Source organism: Streptomyces sp. NPDC005775 (assembly GCF_042871565.1).
In the GTDB taxonomy this organism is placed as follows: Bacteria; Actinomycetota; Actinomycetes; order Streptomycetales; family Streptomycetaceae; genus Streptomyces.
Map to the genome: position 1 here is coordinate 22,057 of NZ_JBIAIU010000009.1, position 19,196 is coordinate 41,252.

Below are 19,196 nucleotides of genomic sequence, written 5' to 3' on the forward strand. Positions count from 1 at the left end.
AAAGGCCCTCCCCATGGCACTTCCCGCCATCGCCCCCTATCCCCTGCCCGGCGCGGACGACCTCCCCGCGAACCGGGTCGCGTGGACCGTCGACCCGGCGCGCGCCGTGCTGCTCGTCCACGACCTCCAGAACCATTTCCTCGGTGCCTACCGCTCCGGCGAACAGCCGCTGACCGGCATGCTCGGCAACACCGCCCGGATCATCGGGGAGTGCCGCGAAGCCGGCGTCCCGGTGGTCTACTCGGCGCAGCGCGGCGGCCAGAGTGCCGCGGAACGCGGGCTCCAGCTCGACTTCTGGGGCCCCGGCGCCGCCGATGACGCCGAGGCCCTCGCCATGCCGGAGTCCGTCGCACCGGCGGACGGTGACACGGTGCTCACCAAGTGGAAGTACAGCGCGTTCGTCCGTACCGAACTGGAGTCCCTGATCCGGGAGTCGGGCCGCGACCAGTTGGTGATCACCGGTGTGTACGCGCACATCGGGGTGCTCATGAGCGCCGCCGACGCGTGGATGCGGGACATCCAGGCGTTCGTCGTGGCCGATGCCGTCGCCGACTTCTCGCGCGAGGACCACGACCTGGCCCTGCGCTGGGCGGCCGGCCGCTGCGCGGTCGTGACCACCACCGACGCCCTCCTGAAGGAGATCTGAACACCATGGCCCTCACCCTGGAACAGATCCGCAACGACGTCGCCGAGTCCCTGGGCGAGGAACCCGCGGACATCCCCCTCGACGAGAACCTCCTCGACTACGGGCTCGACTCGGTCCGCATCATGGCGCTGCTCGGACGGTGGCGCCGCGAGCACGAGGTGCGGGCAGAGTTCGCCGATCTCGCCGAACAGCCCTCCATCGAGGCCTGGTCCCCGCTGCTGGGGGTCTCATGACGGTCCTGCTCACCGAGGGCGCCGGCACGGCGACGGCGGACGAGCCGGACACCGTACTGCCGTTGACGGCCGCCCAGTCGGGCATGTGGTACGCCCAGTCGCTCGATCCGCTGAGTCCGGCGCTGAACACCGCGGAGTGCCTGGAGATCGACGGGCCGCTCGACCCGGAGGTGTTCGCCTCGGCGCTGCGCCGGGTCACCGAGGAGGCTGACGCGCTGCGCGTCCGCGTCGAGGACGGGCCGCGGGGGCCGCGGCAGATCGTCGCCGGTTCGGTCGCGCTCCCGCTCACCGTGCACGATCTGCGCGATGCGCCCGACGCGGACCGGCAGGCGCGGGCGTGGATGCGCGCCGACCTCGCCGAGCCGTGCGATCTCGCGGCCGGACCGCTGTTCCGGCACGCGCTCTTCCGCATCGGGGAGGATCGCTGGCTCTGGTACCAGCGGATCCACCACCTCGTCATGGACGGCTTCGGCTACTCGCTGCTCGTCCGGCGTACGGCCGAGGTGTACTCGGCACTCGTCCGGGGCCAGGATCCCGGGCCCAGGACCTTCGGGACACTGACCGACCTCGTCGCGCAGGACGCCGGCTACCGGTCGTCGGAGGCGTTCGCGACAGACCGTGCCCACTGGTCCGACGCGTTCGCCGACCGGCCCGAGGCGCCCCGGCCGGCGGGACGCGGCGCACTGCCCTCCCGTACGTTCCTGCGCCGTACCGCCCACCTCGGTCCGCACTCCACCGAACGGGTACGGGAACTCGCGACGCGGCTGCGCGCGACCTGGCCGGAGGTGCTGATCGCCGCGCAGGCCCTGTACACCTCCCGGGCCACCGCCCGCTCCGAGGTGGTGCTCGGGCTCCCCATGATGGGCCGGGTGGGGTCGGTCGCCCTGCGGGTGCCCGCAATGGTGATGAACGTCCTGCCGCTGCGGCTGACCGTCGCCCCCGGTGCGAGCTTCGCCGCGCTGGTGCGCCAGGTCGTGCTGGGCGTCCGCGAGGTGCGCCGCCATCAGCGTTACCGCTACGAGGACATCCGCCGCGATCTGCGGCTGCTCGGCGAGAACCGCGGCCTGGTGGGTCCGCTCGTCAACGTCATGCCCTTCGACTACGACGTGGACTTCGCGGGTGCCCCGGCCCGGGCCCGTAACCTGTCCGCCGGTCCGGTCGACGACCTGACCGTCAACGTCTACGACCGCGCGGACGGCGGCGGGCTGCGCATCGACCACGACGGAAATCCGGCCCTGTACGACGAGGACGCCCTCGCCGCCCATCAGGAGCGGTTCCTCCACCTCGTGGACCGGCTGACCTCGGTGGATCCGCACGCGCCGCTCGCCACGCACGGCATCGCGACTCCCGCCGAACACACCCTGGTGATCGAGCAGTTCAACCGCACGGACCGCGACCTTCCGCCGACGACGCTGATCGGCCCGATCGAGGCGCAGGTCGCCCGCACCCCCGACGCGACCGCGCTGGTGTACGGGGACATCTCCCTCACCTACGCGGAGCTGAACACCCGGGCCAACCGGCTGGCCCGCCACCTGCGGACGCTCGGCGCCCGGCCGGGCGCCGTGGTGGCGGTGGCGGTGCCGCGCTCGGTGGAACTGATCGTCTCGCTGCTCGCCGTACTGAAGTCGGGGGCCGCCTATCTGCCGCTCGACCCGGAGTACCCGGCGGAGCGGATCACGTACATGCTGCGGGACGCGGCACCCGTCTGCGTGATCACCGACCGTGCGGACCGCCTCGCCGATGACGCGGGGGCGGCGCACGTCGTCCTGGACGGCCTCGACGTCTCCGGGTATCCGTGGTGCGATCCGTCGCGCCCGCTGACGCCCGCGCATCCGGCGTACGTCATCTACACCTCGGGGTCCACCGGGCGTCCGAAGGGTGTCGTCGTGTCGCACGGTGCGATCGACAACCGGCTGCGCTGGATGCAGGACGCCTACGGGCTGACGGCGGACGACCGGGTGCTGCAGAAGACGCCCTCGTCGTTCGACGTGTCCGTGTGGGAGTTCTTCTGGCCGCTGCGCGAGGGCGCCGCGCTGGTCGTCGCGGAGCCGGGCGGCCACAAGGACCCGGCCTATCTGTCCCGGCTGATCCGCGAACAGGACGTCACCACCTGCCACTTCGTACCGTCGATGCTCCAGGTCTTCCTCGCGGAGGCGGACCCGGTCCCGTGCGGCGCTCTGCGCCGCGTCTTCTGCAGCGGGGAGGCACTGCCCCGGGAGACCGCGCACGCCTTCGGGCGAGGTCTGCCGGAGGCCGAACTCCACAATCTGTACGGACCGACGGAAGCGGCCGTCGACGTCAGCTTCCACGCGTGCGCGGCGCACGGGAGCGGGCCCGTACCGATCGGGCAGCCCGTGTGGAACACCCGGCTGTACGTACTCGACGCCGCGCTGCGGCCCTGCCCGCCGGGGGTGCCCGGCGAGCTGTACCTGGCGGGCCGGCAGCTCGCCGACGGCTATCTGGGCCGCCCGGACCTGACCGCGGCCCGGTTCGTCGCCGACCCCTTCGGGGGGCCGTCGGAGCGGATGTACCGCACGGGCGACCTGGCGCGCTGGACGGAGCAGGGCGAGGTCGAGTACCTGGGACGGACCGACCACCAGGTCAAGCTGCGCGGGCAGCGCATCGAGCTCGGCGAGATCGAGGCCGCGATGGCGGCCCGGCCGCTGGTGGACGGGGCCTGCGCCCTGGTGCGGGAGGACCGGCCCGGCGAACAGCGGCTCATCGGCTACGTGACGGGAGGCGCCGATCCCACGGCCGTACGGGCGGCACTGACCCGGGAACTCCCGGAACACATGGTGCCGTCGGCGGTGGTCGCGCTCGACTCCTTCCCGCTGAGCCCCAACGGAAAGCTGGACCGGCGCGCGCTGCCCGCCCCCGTCTTCACCGGAGCCGGAGCCGGATCCGGTCGGCGGGCGATGAGCGCACGTGAGGAGGCGCTGAGCCTGCTGTTCGCGGAGGTGCTCGGGGCTGCCGCGGTGGGCCCGGACGACGCGTTCTTCGATCTGGGCGGGACCTCGCTGCTCGCGGTCCGGCTCGTGGCGCGGGTGCGGGAGGAGTTCGGCACCGAGCTGACGATCGGTTCGCTGTTCGAGGCGTCCACCCCTGCCGCGCTCGCCGCCCGGATCGACGGTGCCGGGCCGGCAGCCGAGGACGCCCTGGACCTCGTCCTGCCACTGCGCGGCGGCACCGCGCGGACTCCGCTGTTCGCCATCCATCCGGCGGGCGGCATCGCCTGGTGCTACGCCGGGCTGGCCGCCCGGCTGGGGCCCGATCAGCCGGTGTACGGCATCCAGGCACGCGGCCTGGTTCGCGACGAACCGCTGCCCCGGACGCTGGAGGACGAGGCGGCCGACTACGTCCTGCGCATCCGGGAAGTGCAGGCGCACGGCCCGTACCGGCTGCTGGGCTGGTCGGTGGGCGGGGTACTCGCGCACACGGTGGCGGTGATGCTCCAGGAGAACGGCGAGGAGGTAGAACTCCTGGTGCTGCTGGACGCGTTCCCCGCCGAGCAGTGGCGGGAGCGCCCGGCTCCGGAGGAGGGCGACGCGCTCACCGCGGTGCTGCGCATGGCGGGCTTCGAGCGCACCGGCGAACGCACCCGCGAGGACGTGCTGGCCACGTTGCGCCGGGCGGGCAGTCCGCTGGCCGGGCTCGGCGACGGGACGCTGTCGAAGATCGTCGACATCGTGCCCAACCACGCCCGCATGATGCGTGAGCACGTGCACCGGGGCTACACCGGCGACCTGTTGTTCTTCACCGCTGCCGCTCCGCGGGCCGAGGACTGGCTCACCCGCGAGGCGTGGCGCGAGCACGTGTCCGGGGCCGTCGTGAATCACGACCTGGACGCCACACACCCGCAGCTGATGCAGGACCGCTTCCTCGACACCATCGCGGAGGTGCTGGCCGCCAGGCTGACGGAACTGGACACCTGAGCGGGGAGCCCGGGCGCCCCCTTCGCCCCCGGTCAGGCGGAGGGGGCGCCCGGGCTCATCAGGTCCACGAGACCGTCCGCGAGTTCCGTCCGCCAGCAGAGGTAGTCGTGACCGCCGTTGAACTCCCGGTAGGAGGCGTCCTCGTAGCCCGCGTCCGCGAGGGTGTCGCGCAGCCGGCGTGCGGCGGGCAGGGACACCCACTCCTGCTCGCCGAAGGAGAGCCAGAAGCGGACCGGCAGACGCGGGGATTCGGCGATCCGGGCGGTGAGCCACTCGGCGTCCGGACCGTCCGGCCACCAGAACGAGCCGGACTGCGCAAGGGCGTTGCCGAAGCGGTGGGGCGCCACGAGGCAGGCGTAGGCGGCGGTGAGACCGCCCAGGCTCTGGCCCGCGACGACGGTGCGCGCGGGGTCGTCCGTGACCGGGAGACGTGCGGCCGCCCAGGGCAGCAGTTCCTCGTCGAGGAACGCGACGAAGTCCTGGCTGCAAGCGAGGTCCGACCAGCGGGAAGCCACGTCGACGGAGTCCGGCAGCAGGGCCACCAGCGGGGGGACGCGCCCGTCCGCGATGAGGTTGTCCAGCAGGTCCGCGAGCCCGAGGTGCGGCTGCCAGTGCTCTCCGTCCAGGAGGACGAGCACGGGCAGTTCCGTCGCCCCGTGCGCACCGGCCGGCCGATACGTCCACACGCGCCGGTCTCCGCCCAGGCGTGCGGACGGAACCTCGTGCACGGACACCTCACCCCGCACGGCATCCGGCCGCGGCAGCCAGTCCCGGGCGCTCGGGGCGGCCGGGAGCTCGGCGTAGGAGACCGCCTCGCCACCCCAGCGACGGGGCAGCGAACGGTGGTTCAGGGGGTCCTGGCGGCGCCGGGTGCGCAGCCGCTGCCAGTAGTCGGCGGCCTCCGGCCCGGGACCGTCGCTCTCGTCGACGTAGAAGTCGTACGTGCCCCGCCAGTCGTGGCGCAGCCGCAGCGTCCAGTGCCACACATCGGTTCCGGGCACGTGCTCCATCAGGTTGCCTTCGGGGGCCCGCGGGTCGCCTAGCTTGTTGGGCAGCACCTGGACGGCGCGGGTGCCGGGGGCTGCGCGCCAGAGGAAGGTCACCGCGGCGTGATCGTCGCTGCCCCGGGGGTCCGGCCCGACGAGCGGCGTGCCGCTGTCCGCCACCCCGGCCCAGAACTCCTCGACACCCTCCGGGTCCGGCAGGGCACACACGGGTCGCGTGAGCCGGGACAGCGGGTCCGGCCGGGCCGTCCTGGGCGGTCGCCGGGGGGCGTCCTGGGGCGGCATGGACGTGATCATGAAGGGGACTCCGAATGACGAGGCGATCGACTTAGGGTCACCTTACCTTTCGGGTGGCGCAAGCCTCCGCGCCGGTGCGCGGGGCCGGAGATCCGCGCGTTCGCCGCCAGAAACTTAGGTTAGGCTCACCAAACTAACGAGCCGATGCGGCCCTCCGGGGCTTCGCCGGCGCGAGCCCCCCATCGCGCCACGCCGTTCCGCTCCCCTCCCCGCCTGCCTCACTTTCCGCCTGCCAGGAGCAGCTCACCATGACCCCCGACAGACCCTCGCGCACCCCCGTCCCCGCCCCCGCATCCCGCACCTCCCGCACCAGGATTGGCCGCGTGGCCGCACTCGCCGCGGGTGCGACGCTCGGCCTCGGCGCCCTCGCCATTCCGCTCGCCGGCGCGAGCAGCACAGGAGCGCCCACCGGGATCCCGCTCGCCCTCGTAGCCGACACGACCGCCCCCACGGTCACCCTGGGCGCGACGACAGTCGAGGCCGGCGGCGAGGTGCCGTTCACGGCCTCCGGCTTCCCCGCGGGAGCGACCCTGAGCGTCAAGTTCGACGACAAGACGCTCCTCAAGCAGTTTCCCGTCGGTGACGACGGCGGCGTCACCGGCACGGTGACCGTACCCACGGACGTCACCGTGGGCGGCGAGCACTGGCTTCGGTTCCTGGCACCGCAGACGAGCGTCAGGAGCGAGAACCTGACAGTTACGGGCGACGCCCCGACTCCCACGCCGACCCCGACGCCGACTCCCACGTCCACGCCCACGCCCACGCCCACGCCGAAGCCCACCCCGACCGTGACCGCTCCGGCCGCGGTGCCCGAAGTCCGGCTGAAGAGCTCCTCGGTGACGGCGGGCGGCAAGGTCTCCTTCAGCCTCTCGGGGTTCACCCGGGGGCAGAACGTCACGGTCAAGCTCGACGACAGCGAAATCATCGGGCAGTGGACGGCCGCCGTGAACGCGGCGGGCACCTTCTCCGGCACGGTCACCCTGCCCAAGTCGACCACGGGCGGCGCGCATTGGCTGCGCGTCCTCGCCCCGAACCCGTCGACGAGCCTGCGCGCCGACATCTCGGTCGCCGCCGCGAGCACGGGCGGCACCAGCGGTTCGGACACGGGGGGCGGATCCGGCGGGGGCGGCACAGCGGCCACGGGAGGTTCGGGCGGCGGAGCCGGAAGCGGCGGCGGGTCCGGCAGCAGCACCGGGACGTCCGCCTCGATCACCGCGGGCTCCCAGGTCGCCGCCGGCGGCAAGGTCTCCTTCCGGGTGACGGGCTTCCCGGCCGGTCAGCAGCTCACCGTCAAGCTCGACGACTCCGAGATCATCGGGCAGTGGCCGGACGGCATCGGAGCCGACGGCGCGCTCTCCGCGTCCGTGACGGTCCCGGAATCCGCGACGAAGGGTGCCCATTGGCTGCGCTTCCTCGCACCGAACCCGTCGACGAGCCTCAGGGCCGACTTCACTGTCACCTCGGGCACCACCGCCGACGCGGCCACGACCCCTACCTCCGGCAGCACGGCGACCCCGGCACCCGCGGCGTCGGGCGCACCGGCCGCCGCGTCCAACTCCCGTGGCGCCAGGGCCGAGATCACAGCCGACCTGGTGCAGCCGGGCGGAAAGCTCCACTTCACGGTGACGAAGTTCCCCGCAGGCAGGACGGTCACCGTCAAGCTCGACGACGAGGAGATCCTGGGCCAGTGGAAGGCCGACGCCAAGGGCTTCTACCAGGGTGACGTGACCGTCCCGGACGACACCTCTGTCGGAGCGCACTGGCTGCGCTTCCTCGCCCCGGACCCGGCCACCACGCTGAAGGTCGACTTCCAGGTGACCGGGGCGAACGGTGCCGCGGGCAGCGGCCCGGCGCCGGCCGCGGTCACGCCGGAGACCGCGCCCCTCGTCCCCACGGCCGCGTCCACGGAGAACTCCGTGTCCTACGCGACCATCGCCTGGTCGGCCGCGGCAGCGGCAGTGGGCGGAGCGGTGGGCGCCGGGGGCACCACCCTGTTCGTGGTCCGCCGCCGCAGGCCCGCACCCGCCCAGGGGTGACGAACAGAGAACGCCCCACCATCACAGTCGAGTTGTAACCCAGATCACACCACCTGAAGAACTTTAGTTAGGTAAGCCTAAGCTAAGTTTCAGAGGTAAGGATCTTGATGACTTCCCTTCAGGAGTTGACCTCAGCATGACTTCACCCACCCGCAGCCCGCGTCGCACCGGTACCTGCGCGGCCATCGCCGTCGTTGTCGCCGCCGGGAGCACCGCGGCCCTGACGGGCACCGCGTCCGCCCAGGCCCGGCCGGCCGTTTCGGCCGTCACCACCGCGCCGGTCACCAACGGGCTCTACCAGTCCTCCTACTCGGAGCGGAACCACGTCCTGTGGACCACGTCCGCCGTGGGCCGGCCCCCGGTGACGAACTCCGCCCTGACGAAGGTGGACCCTCGGACGCTCAAGGTGAAGGCCACTTACACCCCGCCGGTCACGGACGCGGCCACCGGCGCGGTCGAGGCGGTCTACGGAGTCGCGGTCGACGACGAGCACAACACCGTCTGGACCACCAACACCCGCAACAACTCGGTCGCCGTCTACAGCCAGCGCACCGGTAAGCACCTCGCCACGCTCCCGAACGTGAACCACGCCCGTGAGATCGTCGTCGACGAGCGCCACGACACCGTGTGGGCGAGCGGGTTCGGTGACGGCACGCTCGTCGCGTTCGACAGCCGCACCCTGAAGGAGAAGAAGCGCGTCACGGTCGAGGGCTCGGGACCGACCGGCCTGGCCGTGGACGAGAAGTCCGGCACGGTCTACGCCGCCGACCTCACCAACGACCAGCTCATCCAGGTCGCCACGCGCTCCACCACCCCGCGGCTCATCCCCGCCGGAGACGGACCGATCTCGGTCGCCCTGTCCAAGGACGGCCGCACCGCGTACACCGCCAACCAGACCGGCGGTGACGTCTCGGTCGTCGACCTCCGCAAGGGCCTCGTCACCAAGTCCGTGGCCACCGGGCAGGGCCCGCTGTCCGTGGCCACCGACAGCCGCTCGGGCAACGTCCTGGTGGTCAACCGCACGGACGCCTCCGTCTCCGTCGTCAGCCCGCGCAAGGGCGCCGTCGTGGAGACCGTGGCCACCGGTGCCAACCCCAACCACATCGAGGTCACCGACGGCATCGCGTACGTCGTCGACAAGTCCGGCGCGGGCGCCGACGGCAAGGACCAGCTGCACCGCATCCGCCTCGCCCGCTGACGCCTCACCACCTTCCGTCGGGGGGGGGGGCCCCCCCCCCCCCCCGGGGGGGGCCCCCCCCCCCGCGGGGGGGGGGGGCCCCCCCCCCCCCCCGCCGCCGGCCCCCCCCCCCCCCCCCACGGCGGTGGACGGGCCGTCCACCCGGCCCTCACCCCGCCAACAGCGCGTCCAGGGCCAGCGCGGTGTCCGGGTGGCGGCCGGCCAGGGCCGCGCCCGCCCGGCCGGACCCGGGGCTCTCCCATAGCCCCTCGCAGCCCAGCAGGGCCGCCACCGCGTCGCAGGTCTCGGGGTGGTCGGCGAGCAGGGTGCAGCCGTGGCCGGTGTCCGGGCGACCGGCCGACGGCGCCGCCGGCCCCATCCGCCACGGCGGTATCCACGTGTCGAGCGCCTCGAGGCGGCCGGGGAAGGTGCGGCCGGCCTCACGGATGAGCAGCGGTGCCAGGTCCGCACCGCCCGCGCGCAACGTGGTGACCAACGTCGGCAGCCAGGGCAGGAGCACCGGGTCCGGCAGCCGTCCGAACGCCTGCGACACCGCCTCCACGACGAAGTCCGTGAGACCCGGGACGGGTTCCAGTGCGTGCACGAGGCCGCTGAGGTAGCGCGGGTACGCGGGCACGACCAGGGGATTGGCCAGCAACTCGTCGCACCTCGACCGCAGCTCCGCGCGGGAGAGGTGACCGAGCTGGACCTGCGCCGCCCACAGCAGCGCCGTCCTCGACGGCTCCCGCGGATGCGACTGGGCCAGGGCCAGCCGGAGCTGGGCGCGGTCGCAGCCGAGCGACAGCGCCAGGCTCTCCATGCTGAACAGGAAGCCGAGCATCGCCGCCACCTGACGGACGGTGGCGTCGTCGTCGGTGAACGACATCGGCAGCAGCGTGCAGTAGTGCGCGTACCCGGTCTTGACGAAGGACTCGATCCACGCCGGCAGGACCGGCTCGCCGGTACGGTAGTACGCAAGCAGCCGCCGTACCCGGCGCAGCACCTCAGGCGCCCCGTCGACGCTGCGTTCCGCCGCGAGTACCTCCAGCGCACGCGTCCCGAGTTCGTCTGCCAGACGGCTGCTGCGCAGGTACAGGGTCGCGTCCTCGACGGCTTCCAGGACGCTCGCCGCGGTGGCCTGAGGTGCGTATGCCGCGCGGCGCAGCCGCTGCTCCAGGACCTGCTCGATGCTGACGCCCTCGTAGCCGAGCTCGATGAGGGCGCGCTGGTGGGTGCCCAGCGCCAGGTCCCAGGACTCCTGGATCGAGCGCTCCCCCAGGCTCCGCTCGCCCATGATCGGCCGGGCGGCGCCCGGCGGCATCAGCCGGCGCAGCATCCACAGGACGTCGGAGCAGCGCTCCAGTTCCGGCCGGGACGCGATGTCGAGGAGTGCCCGCTGCACACCGCGCTGCTCGAGCCGCAGGTCCAGGGCCGCGAGCCGGTCGTGCACGTCACGGGCCAGCGGCGGCAGGGCGTCGTAGCCGACCTGGCCGATCCGGTCACCGCCCATCATGATCTCCACCAGCCGGCGCACGTCGCGCCGGCCGGGCACGGTGTCCTTCTCGATGCAGGTGACGGCCGCGTCCTGGAAGTCGTACGGCGTGGGCCTGGCCCGGTCGCGCAGGCCGGCCAGCAGGATCGACGTCTCGAACACCGCGATGGCGTCGGCGGTGGAGGCGAGATAGCCGTTGCGGCGGGCCGCGCGCACGATCTCCACGCACCAGCCGAGCAGTTCGGCCTCGTCGAGGCGGTCGAGGACGGGCGGCTGCCGGAGAAACCCGGTCAGCTTGTCGGACGGTTCGGCCGCCGGTGCGGGTACGGGTGCGGCAACGGCCTTCCTGGCTCGCGGCTTCTTCCCGCCCGCCTGGCCGGCCAGGCGGAACGGCTCCACGCGGGTGCGCCGGATGTTCTTCGCCCAGAGTGACGCGGCGATCGAGACCGAGCCCGCGGCGAGGCCGAACTGCGCCTCGATCGCGGCGTGGCTGGACGGGATCAGCCCGTGCTGCCACTTCGTGGCCGTGCGCGGGACGATCTCGAAGGTGTCGCTGCCGTGGACTCCGAACTCGGCGACACGGCTGGCCGCGTGGAAGGCGCCGCAGACGTAGAGACCGTCGGCGGGGGCTGTTCCGGTCGCCGCCAGGTGTTCGCGCATCCGCGTCCACATGTGGCGTTCGCGGTCCTCGTCCACGCGCACCCGGTGCGGGTCGCCCGGTGCGAGGTGCCGGAAGAGGCTGCCGATCAGGAGCATGACCTGGCGGTAGGTGTCGTGATCCCCCTCGCCGAGGGGGAGTTCCACGTACTGGTGCCACCACTCCGACCAGTGCCGCACCTTGCCGTGACGCAGCAGGTGCTCCTCCAGTTCGGCGAAGCGGGGTCGCAGATCACCGATCCCGACACCGACCGCGTCGCCGTGCAGCGCGGCCTCCTCCTCGGCGGCCCGTGCGTCGGAGCCCGGTGCCGGGGCGTCGCCATCGGCGTCGTCGTCGGAGAGTTCCGCTCGGGCGTCCCACTGGTAGACGTGGTCCGAGGAACGGTCGACGAGGACCAGTTCGACGCCCGGTGTGTCGAGGGCGTAGGAGATCGCCTGGTATTCGGCCGAGGCCTCGGTGATCGGGGCGACCACCGAGAGCGGGGCCCAGCCGGCCGGGAAGCCGTCGGTCTCGGTCGCGAACGCCTGGACCGCCACGGGAAGCCTGCAGTTGCGCAGCTCCGCCAGCAGGGGCGCCATGTCCTCGCACAGCTCCAGGTAGACCACCTTCGGCTGCTTCTCCCGCAGCCGGCGTGCCATAGCGAGCGCCGAGGCGGGCGAGTGGTGGCAGACGGGAAAGATCTCCAGCGGCTCACGCACGGCGCGGTCCACGTCGTCGACGATGCCGAGGAGGATGCTCTCCAGGGCGTCGGGCCCGTCGGCGAACGTCGCGGCCGCCTCCTGCAACTGCGTGCGCAGCTCTTCGAAGCTCCGCTCGTGCGCGGCGGTCATGACAGGGTGGCGATCGTCTCGCGGCCGCCCTCCAGGAACTCGGTCCAGGAGCCGCCCTCTTCCTTGCTGCGGGGCTCGACGACGCCGTGCAGGTACTTGTTGAGGATGGCCAGGTCCTCGGGATCGCGCCGGGCCAGTGAGCCGACGAGCGAGGAAGCAAGGGTCCGGGCGGTCAGGTCGCGTGCGCCGAAGAAGTTGCCGTGCAGGATCGCGTCCTCCAGCACGCCGATCTGTTCGGCGGTGGAGAGGGCGGACTCCAGCTTCTCGTCGTCGCTGCCGGCCGCGGCCGCGGAGGCGCGCAGGTCGGCGAAGCTCCGCAGCAGAACGTCGAGGAGTGTCGGGGGCACGTCGAGCTCGATGCTGTGGCGGCGCAGAAGTTCCTCGGTGCGGAAGCGGATGATCTCCGCCTCGCTCTTCTTGTTCGTCACCACCGGGATGCGCACGAAGTTGAAGCGGCGTTTGAGCGCCGAGGACAGGTCGTTGACACCCCGGTCCCGGCTGTTGGCCGTGGCGATGACGGAGAAGCCGGGCTTCGCGAAGACGATGTTGTCGCTGTCCAGTTCGGGCACGGAGATGTACTTCTCGGACAGGATCGAGATGAGCGCGTCCTGGACGTCACTGGTGGAGCGGGTCAGCTCCTCGAAGCGGCCGATCGCGCCGGTCTCCATCGCCGTCATGATCGGTGACGGGATCATGGAATCCCGGGACTGTCCCTTGGCGATGACCATGGAGACGTTCCAGGAGTACTTGATGTGGTCCTCGGTGGTGCCGGCCGTGCCCTGCACCACCAGCGTGGAGTCGCGGCAGATCGCCGCGGACAGCAGCTCGGCCAGCCAGCTCTTGCCGGTACCGGGATCGCCGATGAGCAGCAGACCGCGGTCGGAGGCCAGGGTGACGATGGAGCGCTCGACGAAACTGCGGTCGCCGTACCACTTCTGCGTGATCTCCCGGTCGAGGCCGTCGGAACGCTCGGAGCCCAGGATGAACAGGCGGACCATCTTCGGGGAGAGTCGCCAGGAGAAGGGCTTGGGGTTGTCGTCGACGGACTCGAGCCACGCCAGTTCCTCGGCGTACTTGATCTCGGCGGGGGCGCGCAACAGGTCGGACATGAGAGGCCCTTTCTAGGCGAGGAACGTCTTGAGCTCGTGGACGAGCTTGCTGATGTGGCCGGAGAGCACCGGCGTGCCGAGGGCCTTGAAGCGTTCGCGGAACCAGGGGTTGACCTCCTGGCGGCCGGAGCTGGTGACCGAACCGACGGGGATGAACTTCACTCCGGAGCGGTGTACGGCCTCGATCCCCTCGAAGAGCGGCTGGGAGCGGCCGAACTCGTAGAAGTCCGAGATCCAGACCATCACGGTGTCCTGCGGATCGGTGATCTTCGGACGGGCCATCGCCATCGCGACGGGACCGTCGTTGCCCCCGCCGAGCTTGGTGCGGAGCAGGGTCTCGAAGGGATCGTGCACCCAGGGGGTGAGGTCGAGCGCCTGTGTGTCGTACGCGATCAGGTGGACGTCCACCTTCGGGAGTCCGGCGAACACCGACGCCAGGATGGTGCAGTTCACCATCGAGTCGACCATCGAGCCCGACTGGTCCACGACGACGATCAGCCGCTGGGGTGTCGTCTTGCGTGCGGTGTGCCGGTAGTAGAGACGGTCGACGTACAACCGCTCCTCCTCCGGGCTCCAGTTGGTGAGGTTCTTCCAGATCGTCCGGTCGAGGTCGAGATTGCGGAACACTCGTTTGGGCGGGACGGAGCGGTCCACGGCGCCCACCGTGGACTTCGCCACCTGGGTGCGCAGCACTTCGGCGACCTCGTCGACGAAGCGGCGGATCAGGGCCTTGGCGTTGGCGAGGGCGACACCCGAGAGGTTGCTCTTGTCCCGCAGCAGCTGCTCGATGAGCGACATACTGGGGGTGAGCTGCGCCGCGAGGACGGGGTCCGCCAGTACCTCGCGCAGGTGCATCCGCCGGACGAGGTCGGCTTCGAGGGCGCCGAGCTCCGGCCCGATCGTCGGGATCAGCCGGGCGATGTCGGGCTGTGCGCCGTGCCCCGAGGCTCCTCCCCCGGTGCGGCCGCCCCGCAGTTCGCCGGGCGTGCAGCCGAGCGCGCGCTCCAGCCATCCCGCGTCGGACTGCCACCGCGCCAGCTGTCCGGCGGTGACCGTGCCGGAGCCGGAGGCGAAGACGTTGAGGAGCACCTTGGACATCAGCGCCGCCCGCCGCACCTCGGCGGCCCGGTCCCGTACGCCCTCGTCATCGGGCGCGGGAGTCATCAGGCCGTCGAACTCGTCGGCCAGCTCCGGATGGCGCTGCACGACCGAGTCGACGGACGCCTGCGGGTCCAGCAATGCGGACGGCAGCCGGAGATCCTCGACGACGGCGAGGCTCGCCGACTCCAGCGCGGGCTGTTCCTCGGGGTCGAAGAGCCGGGCGAGCAGGCGCCAGTACAGGACCTGACGGCGGTTCTCGTGCGGGTCGGGCTCGGGGGTGCGCGGGGACGTGGCCGGGTCCGGTGCGGACGGCTCCGGCAGGTCCGTGATGTGCTCCGTCATTTCCGCAGCAGCCTTCCCGCGCGCTCCCTCAGTACGGCCACGGCGTCGGTGGCGGCCTTTTCGGCCCTGGCGCCGGCCTTGTCGGCCGTGCCGCCTGCCCAGCCGCCGGCATGCAGCGCGACAGCCTTCTTCCGAACGGTCGTCTCGACGGCCAGGGGCTGGAGGCGGTAGCTGCCGGCGTCCCAGCGGAGCAGCGCGATGCAGGCGCCGGAGGCGGCGACGGCTTCGGGCGTGAGTGGCCCGGCGGCCGGGACGCGGTCGATGTCGACCTCAAGGGGATGGCCGGCCACGGTGAAGGTCAGTGCGTCGTCACCCTGTCGCACGGCATACCCCTCCAGGAACACCGGCACGGCGATGCGTGCCGGATGGCGGTCCAGAGGTGCGGTGACCGCCTCGGTGGCGGCGGGCAGGGCGACCCGGGCGGTGACGAAGGCGTCGGCGCTCCCACCCGGACGCGCGTGCGCGTCGCTCCAGATCAGGTCGCCCTCGCCGGTGACCGGCATGTCGGTCAGGTCCATCGAGCGGCCTTCGCCCACGGCCGCCAGAAGGGACATGTGGGGACGGAGCAGCTGCCAGATGCCGGCTCCGACCACCGTGTCGGGCTTCGGCGCCGCCATGCCGGCCCGCACCAGGCGGGCCTTGGTGCCGTCGGCGGGCTCGAACACCGCGTGCACCTGCACCTGTACGGCGGTGGCGTGTTCGTGCAGGTCGACGCCCAGGGGCAGCAGGCGGCCGGTGGCCGTGCCCGTCACGGGCGCGTCGGCGGCTCCGGGCAGCGTCAGCAGCATCGCCCTGGTCCAGAGGTCGGCCCAGCGGCGCGCCGGAACGCGTTCCAGCGCGGCACCCGGGCAGGACGCGGCGAGTTCGGCCGCGAAGCCGTCGAGCAGGGTGGCGAGGCGGCGCAGGGCAGGGTCGGGGAGCATGGCGGAGACGACGGGCGCCGCCCCCGAGACCACGTCGTGGTCCATTCCCCGCCACCCGGCGCGCGCCAGGTCGGCGAGCCAGGAGCGGGCGGCCGTGAGCAGATTCACCGCGGGCCGGCTCTCGGGTGCCGCGGCGGCGGCCGCGCCGCGTGGCCGGCCGGTCGCTTCCTCCACGCGGCTCATCAGTGCGTCGTGGACGGAGCCGAGGAGCGCGGTGCGGGCGGCGGCGAGGGCGACGAAGTCGTCCTCGCCCGCGGAGCCGTCCACGGTCCTGCCGGCCGCCTCGGCGACCCTCGCGGCCAGTGGTGTGCCCGCTACGGCGTGCGCGAACTCGGCCAGAGCAGCGGCCCGGTCGGGGCGAGGCCGGAGCAGTCCGTCGACGAGGGCCTGGTCGAAGACGTCGACGGCTGTCAGGGCCTCGTCGAGCCCTTGGACGGTCGCGAGGAGCGCATCGGTACGCATCACGCCACCGTCCTGGTCGGCGGGAACCAGTGCATCTCCGGCAACGGTGCCGCGCTCGGGGCGAGTTCCAGATAGGCCAGGTGCCGCAGGAAGCGGCTGAAGACGGGGGCGGCGTCCTTGGTGTCCGCCGGTGAGGGGCGGGTCCCGCTCATCCCGGCCTCGATGGCCGGTGCGCTCGGCGCCCCCTCCGCGGTCTCCACCTTCAGGTAGCGGGCCACGCGATCGGCGCCGTACTGCAGCACCGCCTCATTGATCAGGGCCCGGATGTGATTGCAGAACGCACCCCGCGCGCCGCCGCAGGGCCGGTTGTTGTTGGTGCTGCAGGCGAACGCGTACGTGCCGGCCGCGACCGACGAGACGTACACCCGCCCGATGTCCGAACCGCTCGACACCACGCCCTGCAGACGTCCGCCGGCCAGCTCGGCGAACGGGACCTTGGCCAGTTTGCGCGGCCGCGCGGGTGCTGTCACCCGTGCTGTGCTCGACCTCTCCCAGTCCGACAACGCACCATCTCCTATGCACCGAGGGGGCGTCCGCGCCACAACGGCGGAACACCACTGAACCTACGTGCGACCACTGACAACGCCGGTCGCTCACGTGCGCGGGGCCGGCCGCGCGGAGCACCGCCGCGGTGTCCCTCCCCCTCCTCGTGCGGTGCCTCACCGCGCACCCGCGGCTTCGCGCCCCGGCCGTCAGGAACCGGCACTCAGTGGCAGGAGCTGCGGCCGCTTGGAGGTGCGGCCGTCTCCTGACGACCGGCCGCGCAGACGTCGTCCGAGCCAGGGGCCGAGGAAGGCGGCCGCCCAGCGCAGTTCGGCGCCCGTGGACTGCCAGCCGGAGGGGAGCACTTGTGGGGGCAGCGGGTGCGTCCAGGCGTCGTCGCTCCGGGGCACGTGGAGGGCCTGGGCGACGGCTGCGGCGATCCGCGCGTGACCGAGGGGGCTGGCGTGGAGTCGGTCGACGCTCCACAGACGGGGGTCGGTGGAGACGGGGTGGTGGGCGATCTCCGCGACCGCGACGCCGTGACGGGCCGCCGCGGCCCGGATGTGGGCGTTGAGCTCCGACACCCTCGACCTGACGGGCCGGGCGAGGGGCGCGATCTTCCCGACATCCGGCACGGTCAAGGTCGCCACCTGCGCCCCGGCGGCGGTCAGCGCGGCGAACATCTCCTCCAGTTGCCCGGCCACCTCGACGACGTCGAAGCGCGGCCGCAGCAGGTCGTTGACCCCGGCGACGACGGTGGCCAGGTCGGGGCGCAGGGCCAGGGCCGGTCCCAGCTGCTCGGCGCGGACCTGACCGGCGACCCGTCCGCGTACGGCCAGATTGGCGTACTGGAGACCGGGGTTGACGGTCGTGAGCTGCTCGGCGAGCCGGTCGGCCCAGCCACGGAGGCCGACGGTGTCGTCCCCGTCGCCGACCCCTTCGGTCTGGCTGTCGCCCAGTGCGACGTAACGCAGGTATTCACCGCCCGGCATGACTGGCCTGCCTCTCCCGCAGCACTGCCGCGATCCGCAGGCACCAGTCCCGGTGTCCCTGCTCGAACGCCACGCCGCGCAGGCACGTCAGGTACGGCCCGATCCGTTCGCCGTGGCGGAGGAACTCCTCCTCGTCCGCCTCCCCGCGCAGCTTGCGCAGCAGGTCGTCGAGAAGCGCGATCTTCGCATCGGCCGCGGCCACCCGCTCATCGAGCTGTTCGATCACCTGCACGGTGCCGATGCGGTCGGCGGACTGGACCTTGACGAGCAGATCGTCGCGGATGAACGAGGGCTTGGACGCGGTGGCGGCGAACTTCTCCAACTCGTCGCGACCCGCGCCGGTGACGCGGAAGACGCGCTTGTTGGGCCGGGTCTCCTGCACCACCTGCCGGCCCTCGACGAGCCCTTCCTTCTCCAGCTTGGCCAGCTCCGTGTACAGCTGTTGGGGCAGGGCGTGCCAGAAGTTCGCGACGCCGACGTCGAACGCCTTCGCCAGTTGGTATCCGCTGTACTCGCCGTCCAGCAGCGCCGCCAGCACGGCATGTCGCAAGGCCATCGAAGCAGCCCCTCCCTGTCATCACGGATCAGCACGGTGGCACCGGCCGCCATGCATCGTACTCAAGAATATGACTACTCAACTCTTTGAGTACGCGATGCGAGCTCTGCCCCACCGTCGTCGACGAGGCCGGCCGCCGCGGCTCCGGTGGAGTCGCGGCGGCCGGCAGACGTACGGCACTGCCGCAGGAAGACGGGAGGCGCCGGGCCTACGACGCCGCGGGCGTCACTTCGTCACTCCCGTACGGGCGCGTGATGATTTCCATGCCATGGCCGGCGGGATCCATGAAGTACAGCCCGCGACCGCCGTGATGATGGTTGATCTCGCCCGGCTGCTCGAGGTGCGGGTCCGCGTAGTACGTGATCCCCGCCTCCTGGATGCGCCGCAGCGCGAGATCGAACCCGGCGTCGCCGATGAGGAACGCGTAGTGCTGCGGCGTGATCGATTCGGCGGGAATGGCGGCGAAGTCCAGCGTGACGCCGTTACTGAGCGAGATCGGGATGAAGGGGCCCGCCTCCGCGCCCACTTCGAGATCCAGCAGATGAGCCAGGAACTCGGCGGATTCGCGGTTGGAACGGGAGTGGATGATCGTGTGATTCAACTCGACAGACAAAGTGGAATGCCTCCGAAGGCATCTCACGAGCACCTCCATGCCTCACCCAGCCGGTGACCAGCACGCGATGCCGTCTCGCGATCCTATGAGCGAAGTCGCCCGCCTGTCGAGCGGGATCGGCACCTCGCGAAGCCGTCACGAGAGCCTCACACCCCGGAGCCCGGGCCCGTCGGCGCGGGCAATGGCACCGGTCCGCAGCCGGCCCGTGGCACAAGGAAATACCCGGTCCGCAATTGCGGACCGGGTATTTCCCCGAGTATATTGAGAGCTTCTGTGCGCCCACAGAAAAGGCCCCGAACGGGGGGCCACT

General features: G+C 72.0%; 14 protein-coding genes. 5 read left to right on the forward strand and 9 right to left on the reverse strand.

The features are described from left to right. Positions 1 to 13: 13 nt before the first annotated feature. From ACFYPA_RS21090 to ACFYPA_RS21100, 3 genes are read left to right on the forward strand one after another with little or no spacing between them, the layout of a single operon-like run. Positions 14 to 646 carry an isochorismatase family protein gene (locus tag ACFYPA_RS21090; RefSeq protein WP_359086871.1) on the forward strand — a complete coding sequence of 211 codons (633 nt, stop codon included), beginning with the start codon at positions 14 to 16 and terminating at the stop codon, positions 644 to 646. A 5-nt stretch (positions 647 to 651) separates the two neighbouring features. Then, entirely contained in the window at positions 652 to 879 is a 228-nt protein-coding gene (locus ACFYPA_RS21095; protein ID WP_359086872.1) for a phosphopantetheine-binding protein, read from the forward strand. Continuing rightward, on the forward strand, positions 876 to 4,811 hold the full coding sequence (locus tag ACFYPA_RS21100; RefSeq protein WP_359320595.1) for an amino acid adenylation domain-containing protein: 3,936 nt from the start codon (positions 876 to 878) through the stop codon (positions 4,809 to 4,811). The genes ACFYPA_RS21095 and ACFYPA_RS21100 overlap by 4 nt, the downstream gene beginning before the upstream one ends. A gap of 32 nt (positions 4,812 to 4,843) precedes the next feature. Here the strand turns inward: ACFYPA_RS21100 and fes are convergent, their stop codons facing one another. Beyond that, positions 4,844 to 6,112: an enterochelin esterase gene (gene fes, locus ACFYPA_RS21105; RefSeq protein WP_359320598.1), complete on the reverse strand. Its 1,269-nt coding sequence runs from the start codon at positions 6,110 to 6,112 to the stop codon at positions 4,844 to 4,846. A gap of 248 nt (positions 6,113 to 6,360) precedes the next feature. On the opposite strand from fes, the gene ACFYPA_RS21110 reads away from it, so the two are divergent. Next, positions 6,361 to 8,148 (forward strand): hypothetical protein, encoded by a 1,788-nt coding sequence (locus ACFYPA_RS21110; protein WP_359320601.1) that lies wholly within the window; start codon positions 6,361 to 6,363, stop codon positions 8,146 to 8,148. A 136-nt stretch (positions 8,149 to 8,284) separates the two neighbouring features. Then, positions 8,285 to 9,346 carry a YncE family protein gene (locus tag ACFYPA_RS21115; RefSeq protein WP_359320604.1) on the forward strand — a complete coding sequence of 354 codons (1,062 nt, stop codon included), beginning with the start codon at positions 8,285 to 8,287 and terminating at the stop codon, positions 9,344 to 9,346. A 148-nt stretch (positions 9,347 to 9,494) separates the two neighbouring features. Here ACFYPA_RS21115 and ACFYPA_RS21120 read toward each other — a convergent pair whose 3' ends face one another. The 8 genes from ACFYPA_RS21120 to ACFYPA_RS21155 all read right to left on the reverse strand — a co-directional run bounded on the left by ACFYPA_RS21120 (position 9,495) and on the right by ACFYPA_RS21155 (position 18,886). After that, on the reverse strand, positions 9,495 to 12,305 hold the full coding sequence (locus tag ACFYPA_RS21120) for a hypothetical protein (RefSeq protein WP_359320607.1): 2,811 nt from the start codon (positions 12,303 to 12,305) through the stop codon (positions 9,495 to 9,497). Next, positions 12,302 to 13,414 carry an AAA family ATPase gene (locus ACFYPA_RS21125; RefSeq protein ID WP_359085709.1) on the reverse strand — a complete coding sequence of 371 codons (1,113 nt, stop codon included), beginning with the start codon at positions 13,412 to 13,414 and terminating at the stop codon, positions 12,302 to 12,304. The genes ACFYPA_RS21120 and ACFYPA_RS21125 overlap by 4 nt, the downstream gene beginning before the upstream one ends. 12 nt (positions 13,415 to 13,426) lie before the next feature. Next, the gene (locus ACFYPA_RS21130) at positions 13,427 to 14,857 is read right to left on the reverse strand and encodes a VWA domain-containing protein (RefSeq protein ID WP_359320612.1); all 1,431 of its coding nucleotides are present in this window, start codon (positions 14,855 to 14,857) and stop codon (positions 13,427 to 13,429) included. Beyond that, positions 14,854 to 16,242: a hypothetical protein gene (locus ACFYPA_RS21135; RefSeq protein ID WP_389133817.1), complete on the reverse strand. Its 1,389-nt coding sequence runs from the start codon at positions 16,240 to 16,242 to the stop codon at positions 14,854 to 14,856. The genes ACFYPA_RS21130 and ACFYPA_RS21135 overlap by 4 nt, the downstream gene beginning before the upstream one ends. Next, entirely contained in the window at positions 16,242 to 16,712 is a 471-nt protein-coding gene (locus ACFYPA_RS21140; protein WP_359320615.1) for a hypothetical protein, read from the reverse strand. Before ACFYPA_RS21140 ends, ACFYPA_RS21135 begins: the two co-directional genes overlap by 1 nt. 222 nt (positions 16,713 to 16,934) lie before the next feature. Next, a complete protein-coding gene (locus ACFYPA_RS21145) occupies positions 16,935 to 17,717 on the reverse strand; it encodes an SGNH/GDSL hydrolase family protein (RefSeq protein WP_359320616.1) in 783 nt (260 codons plus the stop codon). Next, positions 17,704 to 18,273: a PadR family transcriptional regulator gene (locus tag ACFYPA_RS21150; protein ID WP_359085705.1), complete on the reverse strand. Its 570-nt coding sequence runs from the start codon at positions 18,271 to 18,273 to the stop codon at positions 17,704 to 17,706. The genes ACFYPA_RS21145 and ACFYPA_RS21150 overlap by 14 nt, the downstream gene beginning before the upstream one ends. A gap of 208 nt (positions 18,274 to 18,481) precedes the next feature. Further along, positions 18,482 to 18,886, reverse strand: a complete 405-nt coding sequence (locus ACFYPA_RS21155; RefSeq protein WP_359320625.1) for a VOC family protein — start codon at positions 18,884 to 18,886, stop codon at positions 18,482 to 18,484. Positions 18,887 to 19,196: the final 310 nt, after the last annotated feature.